13 protein-coding genes and 1 tRNA gene are annotated in these 16191 nt (G+C 60.2%); all 14 read right to left on the bottom strand.

Annotation, left to right across the window (positions count from 1 at the left end):
- The coding region (locus AWB81_RS34485) for a GTP-binding protein (RefSeq protein ID WP_144444253.1) at positions 1 to 206 on the bottom strand (206 nt) is incomplete at its 3' end.
- A gap of 121 nt (positions 207 to 327) precedes the next feature.
- Positions 328 to 798, bottom strand: coding sequence for a 30S ribosomal protein S7 (gene rpsG / locus AWB81_RS34480; RefSeq protein WP_062642002.1), 471 nt, complete (start codon positions 796 to 798; stop codon positions 328 to 330).
- Between the two features lie 176 nt (positions 799 to 974).
- On the bottom strand, positions 975 to 1355 hold the full coding sequence (rpsL, locus tag AWB81_RS34475) for a 30S ribosomal protein S12 (RefSeq protein WP_006998493.1): 381 nt from the start codon (positions 1353 to 1355) through the stop codon (positions 975 to 977).
- A 220-nt stretch (positions 1356 to 1575) separates the two neighbouring features.
- Complete coding sequence (gene recQ, locus AWB81_RS34470) at positions 1576 to 3423, bottom strand: DNA helicase RecQ (protein WP_062642000.1); 1848 nt, start codon at positions 3421 to 3423, stop codon at positions 1576 to 1578.
- 187 nt (positions 3424 to 3610) lie between these two features.
- On the bottom strand, positions 3611 to 7849 hold the full coding sequence (rpoC, locus tag AWB81_RS34465; protein WP_062641998.1) for a DNA-directed RNA polymerase subunit beta': 4239 nt from the start codon (positions 7847 to 7849) through the stop codon (positions 3611 to 3613).
- A 21-nt stretch (positions 7850 to 7870) separates the two neighbouring features.
- Positions 7871 to 11977 carry a DNA-directed RNA polymerase subunit beta gene (rpoB, locus tag AWB81_RS34460; protein ID WP_062641996.1) on the bottom strand — a complete coding sequence of 1369 codons (4107 nt, stop codon included), beginning with the start codon at positions 11975 to 11977 and terminating at the stop codon, positions 7871 to 7873.
- Positions 11978 to 12343: 366 nt separating this feature from the next.
- Positions 12344 to 12718, bottom strand: coding sequence for a 50S ribosomal protein L7/L12 (gene rplL / locus AWB81_RS34455; protein ID WP_035935559.1), 375 nt, complete (start codon positions 12716 to 12718; stop codon positions 12344 to 12346).
- A gap of 83 nt (positions 12719 to 12801) precedes the next feature.
- Positions 12802 to 13299, bottom strand: coding sequence for a 50S ribosomal protein L10 (gene rplJ, locus AWB81_RS34450; RefSeq protein WP_062641994.1), 498 nt, complete (start codon positions 13297 to 13299; stop codon positions 12802 to 12804).
- Between the two features lie 290 nt (positions 13300 to 13589).
- Entirely contained in the window at positions 13590 to 14285 is a 696-nt protein-coding gene (gene rplA, locus AWB81_RS34445) for a 50S ribosomal protein L1 (RefSeq protein ID WP_062641991.1), read from the bottom strand.
- A complete protein-coding gene (gene rplK / locus AWB81_RS34440; protein ID WP_062641989.1) occupies positions 14285 to 14716 on the bottom strand; it encodes a 50S ribosomal protein L11 in 432 nt (143 codons plus the stop codon). The genes rplA and rplK overlap by 1 nt, the downstream gene beginning before the upstream one ends.
- A 148-nt stretch (positions 14717 to 14864) precedes the next feature.
- Entirely contained in the window at positions 14865 to 15422 is a 558-nt protein-coding gene (nusG, locus tag AWB81_RS34435; protein WP_035935568.1) for a transcription termination/antitermination protein NusG, read from the bottom strand.
- A 1-nt stretch (position 15423) separates the two neighbouring features.
- Positions 15424 to 15804, bottom strand: a complete 381-nt coding sequence (gene secE, locus AWB81_RS34430) for a preprotein translocase subunit SecE (protein ID WP_062641988.1) — start codon at positions 15802 to 15804, stop codon at positions 15424 to 15426.
- 34 nt (positions 15805 to 15838) lie between these two features.
- Positions 15839 to 15914: transfer RNA gene (locus AWB81_RS34425), tRNA-Trp, on the bottom strand.
- A gap of 67 nt (positions 15915 to 15981) precedes the next feature.
- On the bottom strand, positions 15982 to 16191 hold a 210-nt coding region (locus AWB81_RS34420; protein WP_087135393.1), incomplete at its 5' end, for an EF-Tu C-terminal domain-related protein.

Raw genomic sequence — 16191 nt, 5'->3', positions numbered from 1 at the left:
GTGGTCGCTGCCGACGTGATGGTGATGCCGCGCTCCTGCTCCTGCTCCATCCAGTCCATCGTCGCTGCGCCGTCGTGAACTTCACCGATCTTGTGGTTCACGCCCGTATAGAACAGGATGCGCTCGGTCGTCGTCGTCTTGCCGGCGTCGATGTGAGCGCTGATACCGATGTTACGGTAGCGCTCGATAGGTGTCTTGCGAGCCACTTTGAATCCTTTATTGGGTCGACGCGACGGCTTGTGGCCGGCCGCGTCCTAACACAAACGGGCGAGGCGCTTTGGAAGCGCACCCGCCCGGAATTTTTCCGTTCGACCTAAGTCGGGAGACTTAGAAACGGAAATGCGAGAACGCCTTGTTGGCTTCTGCCATCCGGTGAACTTCGTCGCGCTTCTTCATTGCGCCGCCACGGCCTTCGGCCGCTTCCGAAAGTTCACCTGCCAGACGCAGGGCCATCGACTTCTCGCTGCGCTTCTTCGCAGCCTCACGCAACCAACGCATCGCCAATGCCATACGACGCGACGGGCGCACTTCGACCGGAACCTGATAGTTAGCACCACCAACGCGCCGGCTCTTCACTTCGACGACCGGCTTCACGTTGTTGAGCGCAACCGTGAACACTTCCAGCGGGTCCTTGCCACCCTTGCTCTGGATCTGTTCAAAAGCGCCGTACACGATACGCTCGGCAACCGACTTCTTGCCGGAGAGCATCAGCACGTTCATGAATTTAGCTACATCAACGTTGCCGAATTTCGGATCCGGCAACACTTCCCGCTTGGGGACTTCGCGACGACGCGGCATGTTTCTTCCTTTGACTTTTCAGTTGGAGCTCGATGAGCTCCGCGGCCACCAACAAACCCGATCCATCTCACTTGATTAACCAGCTTGGCCGGGTGACCACTTACTCGACAGCACCGGCACTTCCGGCACCACCGCCTTGAACGCCTCGCGGCGACCTGAAACTACGAACTGGCGAATTACTTGCCAGCCTTGGCACGCTTCGCGCCGTACTTCGAGCGAGCCTGCTTACGATCCTTGACGCCTTGGGTATCCAGCGAGCCGCGAACCATGTGGTAACGCACACCTGGCAAATCCTTCACACGACCGCCGCGAATCAGCACGACCGAGTGTTCCTGCAGGTTGTGGCCTTCACCACCGATGTACGAAATGACTTCGAAGCCGTTCGTCAGACGAACCTTGGCAACTTTACGAAGTGCCGAGTTCGGCTTCTTCGGCGTCGTCGTGTACACGCGAGTGCACACGCCGCGACGCTGCGGGCAGTCCTGCAAAGCCGGCGACTTGCTCTTCGTTGTTTCCGAAGCGCGGCCTTTGCGAACCAATTGATTGATGGTTGGCATTGTCTATTCCTGAAATTGATCAAAATCGACGCGCCCTTTTCGGGCAAAGCGAATCGAAGCGCGTATCGAGCTTCCTGCTCCTGGCTGCACCAGCCCGCGCCGAACCGATTTTCGAGCGCGCGCGGACGAGCCAAGAACGAGAACCTAGCATGATAGTCTGGAATTCCTAATCCGGTCAATAGGTTGCACCGTTTTCCGGGTTGCTCCGGCATGCCGACGACTAGTTCGCCGCAACGACTTCGAGCAATTCGTCGCCGAAACGGTCGAGTTTTCGTGCGCCGATCCCCGGAATATGACGCAGATCGTCGATCGAATTGGGGTCGTTGCGTGCGATCTCGGCGAGCGTAGCGTCGTGGAAAATCACGTAGGCCGGTACGCCGTCGCTCTTCGCCGTTTCGGAGCGCCACAACCGCAGACGGTCCCAGCGAGCCTTCTCGCGCGGCGACATCCCGGCGGCCGGGTCGGCGCGCTCGCCCGTGCGTCCGGACGACTGACGCGTGCGTGTCGGCTTGACGTACTTGCGCAGCGTCACGTTCTGCTCGCCCTTGAGCACGGGCTTGCTCGCGTCGGTCAGCACGAGGGCGCCAAAGCCGTCGTGATCGACGGCCAGATAGCCGAACGCGACCAGTTGCCGGAAAACGGCACGCCACTCCGGCTCCGACAATTCCGCGCCGACGCCGAATGTCGACAGCTTTTCGTGCCCGCGCTGCAGGATCTTTTCCGTGCGGTTGCCGCGCAGGATGTCGATCAGATGGCCGGCGCCGAAGTGAAACCCGCTCGCCTTGAACGCGCGATACACGCAGGAGAGCGCCATTTGCGCCTCGCGCGTGGCGTTCCACGAAGCCGGCGGCTCGAGGCAGGTATCGCAATTGCCGCACGGCTGACTGGTTTCGCCGAAGTAGCCAAGCAGCCGCACGCGCCGGCAGGACGCCGTCTCGCAGAGCCCGAGCAGCGCGTCGAGCTTGCCGCCCTGGACACGCTTGTGGACGTCATCGGCGTCGGATTCGTCGATCATCTTGCGTTGCTGCACAACGTCGCCGAGACCGTATGCCATCCAGGCATTCGCCGGCATGCCGTCGCGGCCCGCGCGCCCCGTCTCCTGATAGTAGCCCTCGACGCTCTTCGGCAGATCCAGGTGCGCGACGAACCGCACGTCCGGCTTGTCGATCCCCATGCCGAAGGCGATCGTCGCGCACATCACGACGCCCTCCTCGCGCTGGAACATCTCCTGATGCTTCTGGCGCGTCTCGAACTCCATGCCCGCGTGGTACGGCAGCGCGCGCACGCCCTGGCCCTTGAGCCAGTCAGCCGTTTCCTCGACCTTGCGGCGCGACAGGCAATAGATCACGCCTGCGTCGGTCGTGCCGTCCTTGTTCGTGTGCTCGGCGCGGATGAAATCGAGCAGCTGCGCACGCGCATTGTCCTTCTCGACGATCCGGTAACGAATGTTCGGCCGGTCAAAGCTCGACACGAAGATGCGTGCATCGTCGAGTGCGAGGCGGTGAACGATCTCGTCGCGCGTGATCGCGTCGGCAGTCGCCGTCAGGGCGATACGCGGCACGGAAGGAAAACGCTCGTGCAGCACCGACAACTGAATATATTCGGGCCGGAAGTCGTGTCCCCATTGCGACACGCAATGCGCTTCGTCGATGGCGAACAATCCGATCGGTGCGCTTTCGAGCAAATCGAGGAAGCGCGGGGTCATCAGACGCTCGGGCGCGACGTAGAGCAGATCGATTTCGCCATTGCGCAATGCCCGCTCGGTTGCGGCAGCTTCGGCACCCGAGAGCGTGGAATTGAGGTACGCGGCGCGCACGCCGACTTCCAGAAGCGCCGCCACCTGATCCTGCATCAGCGCGATCAGCGGCGAGACGACGATGCCCGCGCCGAAACCGGCTTCGCGCCGCACCAATGAGGGAATCTGATAGCACAGCGACTTGCCGCCGCCCGTCGGCATAAGCACCAGGCAATCGCCGCCTGCGGCCACGTGTTCGACGATATCGCCCTGCTGTCCGCGAAATGCGGGGTAGCCAAATACTTCGTTGAGGATTTCGAGCGATCGGGACATTGAAAGGACGGGGACGTCGTGGCGTGGATGCTCCGATTTTACCAACGAAGAAGCCCGCTTCCCGCGCTTCGCACGCGGATTATCCGATCGGACGATGGGTAAAAAAAAGCCGCCCGGTCGAAGCCCGGGCGGCCTGAGCTGCTGGCGAGTCCGTGAAGCCCGAGTCGTGAGACCCGGGCCCCGCAACTTACTCCGCAGGGTGCTGCTGTTCTGCTGGTGCCGCTTCGGGCGTGCCGAATTCGAACGATTCTTCCGCTGCGATCTGGTCGAAGCGTTCGCGATCCGACATCTCCTTGCTCTTGCGTGCCTTGTGGAACGCGAGACCCGTACCGGCCGGAATCAGACGGCCTACGATCACGTTTTCCTTCAGCCCGCGCAGATCGTCGCGCTTGCCCATGATCGCGGCTTCGGTCAGCACGCGGGTCGTTTCCTGGAACGATGCCGCCGAGATGAACGAATCGGTCGAGAGCGAAGCCTTCGTGATACCGAGCAGCACGTTCTCGTACGTCGCAGGACGCTTGTCTTCCGCCGTCATGCGGTCGTTCTCGTCGAGCATGTCCGACCGCTCGACTTGTTCGCCCGGAATGAAGCGCGTATCGCCGTTGTCGACGATCTGCACACGGCGCAGCATCTGACGCACGATCACTTCGATGTGCTTGTCGTTGATCTTCACGCCCTGCAGACGGTACACGTCCTGCACTTCGTCCACGATGTAGCGCGACAGCGCCTCGATACCCTGCAGACGCAGGATGTCGTGCGGATCAGCCGGCCCGTCGACGATCATTTCGCCCTTGTTGACGACCTGACCATCGTGCACCAGAACCTGCTTTTCCTTCGCGATCAGGAACTCGTGCTGGTTGCCTTCGAGGTCCGTGATCACGAGACGCTGCTTGCCCTTCGTGTCCTTGCCGAACGAGGTCGTGCCCGTGACTTCCGCCAGAATGCCGGCGTCCTTCGGCGAGCGCGCTTCGAACAGTTCGGCCACGCGCGGCAGACCACCGGTAATGTCACGCGTCTTCTGCGCTTCAACCGGGATACGAGCCAGCACTTCACCGACCTGCACTTGCTGACCATCCTTCACGGTGATCAGTGCGCCGACCTGGAAGCCGATCTGCACCGAGTGCTCGGTGTTCGGGATCTTGACTTCCTCGCCCTGCGCGTCGAGCAGTTTCACCTGCGGACGCACGCTCTTCGAAGCCTGCGAGCCGCGACGCTTCACGTCGATCACGACCAGGGTCGAAAGACCGGTCACGTCGTCGATCTGCTTCGCCACCGTCACGCCTTCCTCGACGTTTTCGAACTTCACCGTACCGCCCCACTCGGTGATGATCGGACGCGTCAGCGGATCCCACGTGGCCAGTTGCGCACCGGCCTTGATCTGCGCGCCGTCGAGTTGCAGCAGCATGGCGCCGTACGGGATCTTGTGACGTTCACGCTCGCGACCGAGGTCGTCGGCGATGATCGCCTCGCCCGAGCGCGAAATGACGACCTGCTCGCCCTTCGCGTTCGTGACGTAACGCATCGTCGCGGTGAAACGCACCGTGCCGTTGCTCTTCGCTTCGACCGACGAAGCCACTGCCGCCCGCGATGCCGCGCCACCGATGTGGAACGTACGCATCGTAAGCTGCGTGCCCGGTTCGCCGATCGACTGCGCCGCGATCACGCCGACCGCTTCGCCGACGTTCACGCGCGAACCGCGGCCCAGATCGCGGCCGTAGCAGGCTGCGCACAGGCCATAGCGCGTTTCGCAGGTCAGCGGCGTGCGCACGCGCACTTCGTCGATACCCAGACGCTCGATCTCTTCCACCGCGTCTTCATCGAGCAGATCGCCCGATGCGTACAGCGTCTCTTGCGTTTCCGGGTTGACGACGTCCGCCACCGCGACGCGACCGAGAATCCGGTCACGGAGCGCTTCGACGACTTCACCGCCTTCGACCAACGCCTTCATCGCCACGCCGTTGGTCGTGCCGCAATCGTCCTCGACCACGACCAGATCCTGCGTCACGTCGACGAGACGTCGCGTCAGGTAACCCGAGTTCGCCGTCTTCAGTGCCGTATCAGCCAGACCCTTACGTGCACCGTGGGTCGAGATGAAGTACTGCAACACGTTCAGGCCTTCGCGGAAGTTCGCCGTAATCGGCGTCTCGATGATCGAGCCGTCCGGCTTCGCCATCAGGCCGCGCATACCGGCCAGCTGACGAATCTGCACCGCGGAACCGCGAGCGCCCGAGTCGGCCATCATGTAGATGGAGTTGAACGACTCCTGCTTCGTCTGATTGCCGTCGCGATCGACCACCGGCTCGGTCGCGAGCTGCTCCATCATCGCCTTGCCAACCGCTTCCGACGTCGCCGACCAGATGTCGACCACGTTGTTGTAGCGTTCCTGCGCGGTGACGAGACCCGACATGTACTGGCGATCGTATTCCTTCACCTTCTTCGCGGCATCGCCGACGATGGTTTCTTTCTGCGGCGGCACGAGCATGTCGTCGACGCAAATCGAAATACCGGCGCGCGTCGCCAGACGGAAACCCATCTGCATCAGCTGGTCGGCGAAGATCACCGTTTCGCGCAGACCGCACTTGCGGAATGCCGTGTTGATCAGGCGCGAAATTTCCTTCTTTTTCAGCGGCTTGTTCAGCACCGAGAACGGCAGCCCCGGCGGAAGGATCTCCGACAGGATCGAACGGCCGACGGTCGTCGGATACAGCGTGATCTTCGGCACGAACTTCGGCGCGCCTTCGCTCTGGTCTTCGTTCGCCACCATTTCGGTGATGCGCACGTTGACTCGCGAGGCCAACTCGACTTCCTTGTTCTCGTACGCACGGATTACTTCCGACACACCCGTGAACGTCATGCCTTCGCCCTTACCGTTCACCGCTTCACGCGATGCGTAGTAAAGACCCAGCACGATATCCTGCGACGGCACGATCGACGGATCGCCGTTCGCCGGGAACAGGACGTTGTTCGACGCCAGCATCAGCGTGCGCGCTTCCATCTGCGCTTCGAGCGACAGCGGAACGTGAACGGCCATCTGGTCGCCGTCGAAGTCGGCGTTGAACGCCGCGCAAACGAGCGGGTGAAGCTGAATGGCCTTGCCTTCGATCAGCACCGGCTCGAAAGCCTGGATGCCAAGACGGTGGAGCGTCGGCGCACGGTTCAGCATCACCGGATGTTCGCGAATGACTTCTTCGAGAATGTCCCACACCACCGGCGTCTGGTTCTCGACTTCCTTCTTCGCAGCCTTGATGGTCGTGGCTACGCCCATCACTTCCAGCTTGTTGAAGATGAACGGCTTGAACAGTTCGAGCGCCATCAGCTTCGGCAGGCCGCACTGATGCAGCTTGAGCGTCGGGCCAACGACGATCACCGAACGGCCCGAATAGTCGACGCGCTTACCGAGCAAGTTCTGACGGAAACGACCGCCCTTGCCCTTGATCATGTCGGCGAGCGACTTCAGCGGACGCTTGTTCGCGCCCGTCATCGCCTTGCCGCGACGACCGTTGTCGAGCAGCGAATCGACGGCTTCCTGCAGCATCCGCTTTTCGTTGCGGACGATGATTTCAGGCGCCTTCAGTTCGAGCAGACGCTTCAACCGGTTGTTACGGTTGATCACGCGGCGATACAGATCGTTCAGGTCCGACGTCGCGAAACGGCCGCCGTCGAGCGGCACGAGCGGACGCAGTTCCGGCGGCAGCACCGGCAGCACTTCGAGCACCATCCAGTCGGGCTTGATGCCCGAACGCTGGAATGCCTCGAGCACTTTCAGGCGCTTCGCGTACTTCTTGATCTTCGCTTCCGAACCCGTGTTCTTGAGTTCGGTGCGCAGCATCTCGACCTGTTCGTCGATGTTGATTGCGCGAAGCAGTTCGCGCACGCCTTCCGCGCCCATCTCGGCACGGAATTCGTCACCGTACTCTTCGACCTTGTTGTAGTAATCCTCTTCGGTCATGATCTGCCGCGCTTTCAGCGGCGTCATGCCCGGGTCGATCACCACGTATGCCTCGAAGTACAGCACGCGCTCGATGTCGCGCAGCGTCATGTCGAGCACCATCCCGAGACGCGACGGCAGCGACTTCAGGAACCAGATGTGCGCAACCGGCGAGGCCAGTTCGATGTGGCCCATCCGTTCGCGACGCACCTTCGCGAGCGTCACTTCGACGCCGCACTTTTCGCAGATCACGCCGCGGTGCTTCAGACGCTTGTACTTGCCGCACAGGCACTCGTAGTCCTTGATCGGCCCGAAGATCTTCGCGCAGAACAGACCATCCCGCTCCGGCTTGAACGTGCGGTAGTTGATGGTTTCCGGCTTCTTCACTTCGCCGAACGACCACGAGCGGATCTTGTCGGGCGAGGCCAGACCGATCTTGATCGCGTCGAATACTTCTTCTTGTTGGACTTGCTTGAATAGATCGAGCAGAGCTTTCATTGCCTTCTCTCCGTAGTCCGATTAGTTGCGGTCGAGGTCGATGTCGATACCCAGCGAGCGGATTTCCTTCACGAGCACATTGAAGGATTCCGGCATGCCTGCATCGATCACGTGATCGCCCTTCACCAGGTTCTCATAAACCTTGGTCCGGCCCGTCACGTCATCCGACTTCACCGTCAGCATTTCCTGCAGCACATACGACGCGCCATACGCCTCGAGCGCCCACACTTCCATTTCACCGAAACGCTGGCCACCGAACTGCGCCTTGCCGCCGAGCGGCTGCTGCGTAACCAGCGAGTAAGGGCCCGTGGAACGAGCGTGCATCTTGTCGTCGACCAAGTGGTGCAGCTTCAGGTAGTGCATGTAGCCCACCGTCACCGTCCGCTCGAACGGCTCGCCCGTGCGGCCGTCGCTCAATTGCACCTGGTTCTTCGACTTCGTCATGCCAAGCTGCTTCGCGATGTTGTCCGGGAATGCCAGATCCAGCGCGCGTTGCATTTCGCCTTCCGTCGCGCCGTCAAACACCGGCGTCGCGAACGGTACGCCTTCACGCAGGTTTCTCGCCAGTTCGACGATTTCGTCGTCGCTGAAGCCATCCAGCTCTTCGGCACGGCCCGACTCGTTGTAGATCTTCGTCAGGAATGCGCGCAGTTCTTCGATCTTCGCCTGCGCCTGCAGCATCTCGCCAATACGCCAGCCGAGACCCTTCGCAGCCCAACCCAGATGCACTTCGAGAATCTGACCCACGTTCATCCGCGACGGCACGCCGAGCGGATTCAGCACGACGTCGGCCGGACGGCCATCGGCCATGTACGGCATGTCTTCGATCGGCACGATCTTCGACACGACACCCTTGTTACCGTGGCGGCCAGCCATCTTGTCACCCGGCTGCAGGCGACGCTTCACCGCCAGATATACCTTGACCATCTTCAGCACGCCCGGCGGCAGTTCGTCGCCTTGCGTGAGCTTCTTGCGCTTCTCTTCGAACGCGAGATCGAACTGGTGACGCTTCTGTTCGATCGAGTCCTTGATGGCTTCGAGCTGAGCCGCTGCTTCTTCGTCCGCGAGGCGGATGTCGAACCAGTGGTAGTGGTCCAGATCTTCCAGGTACGGCAGGTCGATTGCCGTGCCCTTCGCCAGCTTCTTCGGACCGCCGTTCGCGATCTTGCCGTTCAGCATGCGTGCGAGACGCGAGAAGGCGTCGCCTTCCACGATGCGCAACTGGTCGTTCAAATCGAGGCGATAGCGCTTCAGTTCGTCGTCGATGATCTGTTGCGCGCGCTTGTCGCGCGTGATGCCTTCGCGCGTGAACACCTGCACGTCGATCACCGTGCCGCTCATGCCCGACGGCACGCGCAGCGACGTGTCCTTCACGTCCGAAGCCTTCTCACCGAAGATCGCGCGCAGCAGCTTTTCTTCCGGCGTCAGCTGGGTTTCGCCCTTCGGCGTGACCTTACCGACCAGCACGTCGCCCGCTTCGACTTCCGCGCCGATGTAGACGATGCCCGACTCGTCGAGACGGCCAAGCTGCACTTCCGCGAGGTTCGAAATGTCGCGCGTGATTTCTTCTGGTCCGAGCTTCGTGTCGCGAGCCACGACATTCAGTTCTTCGATGTGGATCGACGTGTAACGGTCGTCCGCCACGACTTTTTCCGAGATCAGGATCGAGTCTTCGAAGTTGTAGCCGTTCCACGGCATGAACGCGACCAGCATGTTCTGACCGAGCGCGAGTTCGCCCAGATCCGTCGATGCACCATCGGCCAGCACGTCGCCGCGCGACACCTTGTCGCCGACCTTCACGATCGGGCGCTGGTTGATGTTCGTGTTCTGGTTCGAACGCGTGTACTTGATCAGGTTGTAGATGTCGACACCGACATCGCCCGCGACCGCCTCGTCGTCGTTCACGCGAATCACGATACGGCCCGCATCGACGTAATCGACCACGCCACCGCGGAACGCCTGAACCGTCGTACCCGAGTCGACCGCGACCGTGCGCTCAATGCCCGTACCGACCACGGCCTTCTCAGGACGCAGGCACGGCACAGCCTGACGCTGCATGTTCGAGCCCATCAACGCGCGGTTCGCGTCGTCGTGTTCGAGGAACGGAATCAGCGATGCAGCCACCGACACGATCTGCGACGGCGCCACGTCCATGTACTGGATTCGGTCCGGCGTGACCATCAGCGTTTCGCCGGCTTCACGCGACGAAACGAGTTCATCGGTCAGCGTGCCGCCTTCGCCCAGCGACGCATTCGCCTGCGCGATCACGTAACGGCCTTCTTCGATCGCCGACAGATAGTCGATCTGATCCGTCACCTTGCTGTCCACGACCTTGCGATACGGCGTTTCGAGGAAGCCGTATTCGTTCAGGTGCGCGTAAAGCGCGAGCGAGTTGATCAGGCCGATGTTAGGACCTTCCGGCGTTTCAATCGGGCACACGCGGCCATAGTGCGTCGGGTGCACGTCGCGGACTTCAAAGCCTGCGCGCTCACGCGTCAGACCGCCCGGTCCAAGAGCCGACACACGGCGCTTGTGGGTGATTTCCGACAGCGGGTTGGTCTGGTCCATGAACTGCGACAGCTGCGACGAACCGAAGAACTCGCGAATCGCCGACGAAATTGGCTTCGAGTTGATCAGGTCGTGCGGCATCAGGTTTTCGCTTTCAGCCTGGCCCAGACGTTCCTTTACGGCGCGCTCGACACGCACGAGACCGGCACGGAACTGGTTCTCCGCCAGTTCGCCGACGCAACGCACGCGGCGATTGCCCAAGTGGTCGATATCGTCCACTTCGCCCTTGCCGTTACGCAGCTCGACCAGGATCTTGATCGTCGCAAGGATGTCGTCGTCCTGCAGCGTCATCGGCCCGATGATTTCATCGCGGCCAACGCGGCGATTGAACTTCATACGACCCACCTTCGAGAGGTCGTACGCGTCTTCGCTATAGAACAGACGGTTGAACAGCGCCTCGACCGCTTCTTCGGTCGGCGGCTCGCCCGGACGCATCATGCGGTAGATCGCGATGCGCGCGGCCATCTTGTCGGCGGTTTCGTCGATTCGCAGCGTCGACGAGATATACGGGCCCTGGTCCAGATCGTTCGTGTAGAGCGTCTGGATGTCCTTGACCTTTGCCTCGCGCAGCTTCTCAAGCACGGTTTCCGTGATTTCGTCGTTCGCGTTCGCGATCACTTCGCCCGTGTCCGGATCGACGACGTTCTTCGCCAGCACGCGGCCGAGCAGATAGTCTTCCGGAACCGAGATGAACTTCGTCTTCGCGTTCTCGAGGTCACGGATGTGCTTCGCGTTGATCCGCTTGTCCTTCGTGACGATGACGTTGCCTTCGCGATCCTGGATGTCAAAGCGCGCGACTTCACCGCGCAGACGCTCCGGCACGAATTCCATTTGCGCGCCTTCGTCCATCAGGGCGAAGTTGTCGAACACGAAGAAGTTCGCGAGGATCTGCTCCGGCGTCAGGCCGATGGCCTTCAGCAGGATCGTGACGGGCATTTTCCGGCGACGGTCGACGCGGAAGTACAACACGTCCTTCGGGTCGAATTCAAAGTCGAGCCACGAGCCGCGGTAAGGAATGATCCGCGCGGAGAACAGCAGCTTGCCCGAGCTGTGCGTCTTACCCTTGTCGTGCTCGAAGAACACGCCCGGCGAACGATGCAGCTGGGACACGATCACGCGTTCCGTGCCGTTGATGACGAACGAACCGGTCGGCGTCATGAGCGGGATTTCGCCCATGTACACTTCCTGCTCCTTGACTTCCTTCACGACCGGCTTGCTCGGCGATTCCTTGTCCAGCAACACGAGGCGCACCTTGGCACGCAGGGCGGAACAATAGGTCAGGCCGCGCTGTTGACATTCTTTGATGTTGAACGCCGGCGGAGAAAGCATGTAGCTGACGAATTCAAGTCGCGCAAATCCATTGTGCGAAACGATCGGGAAAACCGAAGAAAAAGCGGCTTGCAAGCCCTCCGATTTCCGCTGCGTAGCGGACGTATCGGCTTGCAGAAACGTGCTGAATGATTCAAGCTGAGTAGCCAGCAAGAATGGAACTTGGTGAACGATGGGGCGCTTCGCGAAACTCTTGCGAATACGCTTCTTCTCGGTGAAGGAATATTGCATACGATCTCCGAATCACGGCGGGCGTTGCCGAGGCGGGATACCTCGATGACACGACCCGGTGTTCACCGACTGAGACTCGTGAATCGTCCTGGGAGGACGAACGAGCCTAGAAGCTTGGTGGTTGGCCGCTACCAACCGCTGGCTGACGGCAGCGGATGCCTGTGTTGCCCGCTACCCGACCAAACTTGCCTTCTGCAGTCGCTTCAGAAGACAAAGAGAATGACCGGCAAAATTTCCCTGCCGACACTTCTCTTTGGCCTCTATGCGGACTGTTTTCCCGAAATCCGGGCCTAACAACTCAGTCCCCACAAAGCACAAAAAGGCCGGCGGTGCAAAACCGCCAGCCTTCGCAGAGCGCAGCGAAACTTACTTGATTTCAGCTTTCGCGCCTGCTTCTTCCAGCTTCTTCTTCGCTTCTTCAGCAGCAGCCTTCGGTACTGCTTCCTTCACAGGCTTCGGTGCGCCGTCGACCAGATCTTTCGCTTCCTTCAGGCCGAGACCCGTCAGTTCACGAACAGCCTTAATGACCGAAACCTTGTTCGCGCCGACTTCCGTCAGGTTGACCGTGAATTCGGTTTGTTCTTCCACAGCAGCAGCAGCGCCGCCGCCTGCCGGGCCAGCGACAGCAACTGCTGCAGCCGACACGCCGAACTTCTCTTCGAACGCCTTGACCAGTTCGTTCAGTTCCAGAACCGACATCGAGCCTACTGCTTCGAGGATGTCTTCTTTTGCGATTGCCATTTGAAATACTCCTAAATTGAATTCGGATCGAGCTAGCGATCTAGCTAATGCCTAACCGAGCAACTGGTGCCCAAGTGAATACGTTACGCAGCTTCGCCTTGCTTCTTCTCCGCGAGCGCGGCGAGGCCACGCGCGAAGCCAGCAACAGGCGCTTGCATGACGTAAAGCAACTTGGAGAGCAGTTCTTCGCGGCTCGGGATGTTGGCCAGCGCTTGCACGCCGGCCTTGTCCATCACGTTGCCTTCGTAGGAACCAGCCTTGATGATCAACTTGTCATTGCTTTTGCCGAAGTCGTTCACGACCTTGGCTGCAGCAATGGCATCTTCCGAGATGCCGTAGATCAGAGGACCGGTCATCTGCTCAGCCAGCGGAGCGAACGGCGTACCTTCCACGGCGCGACGCGCCAGCGTGTTCTTCAACACGCGGAGATACACTTGTTGCTCGCGCGCTTTCGCGCGCAGCTTGGTCAGATCGCCAACCGTGATCCCACGATACTCAGCGAGCACCATCGTCTGAGCCTTCGCGACTTGCGCGGCGACTTCAGCGACGACTGCCTGCTTATCTTCTTTGTTCAGTGGCACGGTTAAACCTCCAGATTCGATGCACCGACGTGGTGCATCGCGTTCAACAACGGCGTCCGACCTGTTAGGAGCATTTCGATCGACTGGATGCACCGCTTCGGCGCACGACAACCGACTTCAACCACTACAAAACTGTTTCGGGTTCGCCATCTGCGTTGGCTTGCATTAAGGCGACGCCTGATTGCTGCGTCACCGCCAACGGTCTTTGACAACCGGCCAAGGAACCAACTGCCGTCCCTCAGCCGCCCAAAGCCCTTAACGCATGGCCTTCCGGTCAAGCGCATGATTCTTTATTGCGCGAGCGTGCCCTGATCAACGCGCACGCCAACACCCATGGTGCTCGACAGCGCGATCTTCCGCAGGTACACGCCCTTGCTGGTCGCCGGCTTCGCCTTTTGAAGGGCTTCCACCAACGCCGACAGGTTTTGACGCAGCGACGTCGGCTCGAAAGAAGCACGACCGATCGTTGCGTGAATGATACCGGCCTTGTCGACACGGAATTGCACCTGACCCGCCTTGGCGTTCTTCACAGCCTGCGCGACGTCCGGAGTCACCGTACCGACCTTCGGATTCGGCATCAAACCACGCGGCCCAAGAATCTGACCCAGCGTACCGACCACACGCATCGTGTCCGGGGAAGCGATCACGACGTCGAAATTCAGATTGCCGGCCTTGACCTGCTCAGCAAGGTCTTCCATGCCGACGATGTCCGCACCAGCAGCGCGAGCTTGCTCGGCTTTGTCGCCTTGGGCAAACACCGCCACGCGAACCGACTTGCCCGTACCGGCCGGGAGCACGACCGAACCGCGAACCACTTGGTCCGACTTCTTTGCATCAATGCCGAGCTGGACCGCCACATCGATCGACTCGTCGAACTTCGCGCTTGCGCATTCCTTCACGAGTGCGAGCGCGTCTTCGATCGGGTACAGCTTTTGACGGTCTACCTTGTTTGCGAACGCCTCAAGGCGCTTAGAAAGCTTAGCCATTACACGCCCTCCACGGTGATGCCCATCGAGCGGGCGCTGCCTGCGATCGTGCGGACCGCCGCGTCCAGATCAGCTGCCGTAAGATCGGGCAACTTGGTCTTTGCGATTTCTTCCGCTTGCGCACGGGTGATCTTGCCGACCTTGTCGGTGTGCGGCTTGGCCGAACCCTTGTCGATCTTGGCCGCCTTCTTGATCAGAACGGTGGCCGGCGGTGTCTTCATGATGAACGTGAAGCTCTTGTCCGCGAATGCCGTAATAACGACCGGCACCGGCAGACCCGGCTCCATCGCTTGAGTCTGCGCGTTGAACGCCTTGCAGAACTCCATGATGTTCAGACCGCGTTGGCCCAGGGCCGGACCGACCGGCGGCGACGGGTTGGCTTTACCTGCAGGAATCTGCAGCTTGATAAAGCCAATGATTTTCTTTGCCATGTTGAAAACCTCTGCAGAACGCGATAGCGTTCGGTGAGTGATAGCGCGCGTTCGCCGATGCTCGGTTACTTGCGCTCCTCAACGGCCTTAACGCGGGCCGTAAGCGCGAACTGCGCGACGGCGTGAGACGCCGCGCGCAAATATCAATCTACAGCTTCTCGACCTGGCCGAATTCGAGCTCCACCGGAGTCGAACGTCCGAAGATCGTCACTGACACGCGAACTCGAGATTTTTCGTAGTTCACTTCCTCGACGTTTCCATTGAAGTCCGTGAATGGGCCGTCTTTCACGCGGACCATCTCACCCACTTCAAACAACGTTTTCGGGCGCGGCTTTTCGACACCTTCCTGCATCTGGGACATGATCTTCTCGACTTCCCGCGGGGAAATCGGGCTAGGCCTGTTCCGCGCCCCTCCAACGAAACCGGTCACTTTGGCAGTATTTTTTACCAAATGCCAAGTTTCGTCGGTCATTTCCATTTCAACCAGGACGTACCCCGGAAAAAAACGCCGCTCGGTTACCGATTTGTGTCCGCCTTTTACCTCGACCACTTCTTCAGTCGGCACCAGAATCTGCCCGAACTGATCCTGCATTCCGGCGCGTTCGATTCGCTCCTGAAGCGCGCGCTGCACGCTTTTTTCCATGCCGGAGTATGCGTGCACAACGTACCAACGCTTTCCACTCGGGGATGCCGGAGTATCGCTCATATCATTTCCAACCCAGTATCACCGAGAAAATCATCCATTCGATCGACTTATCGCTAAGCCAAAGGAGGATGGCCATGATCAATACAAAGGCGAAGACCACCAGCGTCGTCTGCGTTGCTTCCTTGCGAGTCGGCCAGACTACCTTGCGAACTTCTTTGTAAGAATCCTTGGCGAAGGCGATAAACCCCTTTCCCGGCGCGGACAGAAGGCTAACCACCACACCCGCGATCGCACCGATCGCGAGCGCGGCGCCGCGCACGTACCATTCCTGGCCAGAAAGCCAGAAGAATCCCACAAATCCGGCCAAGACCAACAATACACCCGCGGCCACCATCAATTTGTCGCCGGAAGGATTTACAGTTTCGACGGAAGGATTCGCCATAACACCTTAAGCAGCGCCACTTGGCGCGAGAATTTGGCAGGGGCAGAGGGAATCGAACCCCCAACCTTCGGTTTTGGAGACCGACGCTCTGCCAGTTGAGCTATACCCCTAAACCATTTTGGGGTCGACGGTATCGCCGACCCCGAAACTACCGACTACCGAGAAGATTTCTGGCTCTTACTCGATAACCTTGGCAACGACACCTGCGCCGACGGTACGACCGCCTTCACGGATGGCGAATCGCAGGCCTTCTTCCATCGCGATCGGCGCGATCAGCTTCACCGTGATCGACACGTTGTCGCCCGGCATCACCATTTCCTTGTCCTTCGGCAACTCGATCGAACCCGTTACGTCCGTCGTGCGGAAGTAGAACTGCGGGCGATAGTT

This window comes from Caballeronia arationis (genome assembly GCF_001544975.2).
Classification (GTDB): Bacteria; Pseudomonadota; Gammaproteobacteria; order Burkholderiales; family Burkholderiaceae; genus Caballeronia; species Caballeronia arationis.
This window is presented reverse-complemented; position numbering and strand designations above follow the sequence as displayed.

Bases quoted from the DNA above. Each gene is read 5' to 3' on its own strand.
- rplA (WP_062641991.1), bottom strand. From the start codon at position 14,285: ATGGCTAAGCTTTCTAAGCGCCTTGAGGCGTTCGCAAACAAGGTAGAC.
- secE (WP_062641988.1), bottom strand. From the start codon at position 15,804: ATGGCGAATCCTTCCGTCGAAACTGTAAATCCTTCCGGCGACAAATTG.
- rpsG (WP_062642002.1), bottom strand. From the start codon at position 798: ATGCCGCGTCGTCGCGAAGTCCCCAAGCGGGAAGTGTTGCCGGATCCG.
- rpoC (WP_062641998.1), bottom strand. From the start codon at position 7,849: ATGAAAGCTCTGCTCGATCTATTCAAGCAAGTCCAACAAGAAGAAGTA.
- nusG (WP_035935568.1), bottom strand. From the start codon at position 15,422: ATGAGCGATACTCCGGCATCCCCGAGTGGAAAGCGTTGGTACGTTGTG.
- rplK (WP_062641989.1), bottom strand. From the start codon at position 14,716: ATGGCAAAGAAAATCATTGGCTTTATCAAGCTGCAGATTCCTGCAGGT.
- recQ (WP_062642000.1), bottom strand. From the start codon at position 3,423: ATGTCCCGATCGCTCGAAATCCTCAACGAAGTATTTGGCTACCCCGCA.
- rpoB (WP_062641996.1), bottom strand. From the start codon at position 11,977: ATGCAATATTCCTTCACCGAGAAGAAGCGTATTCGCAAGAGTTTCGCG.
- rplL (WP_035935559.1), bottom strand. From the start codon at position 12,718: ATGGCAATCGCAAAAGAAGACATCCTCGAAGCAGTAGGCTCGATGTCG.
- rpsL (WP_006998493.1), bottom strand. From the start codon at position 1,355: ATGCCAACCATCAATCAATTGGTTCGCAAAGGCCGCGCTTCGGAAACA.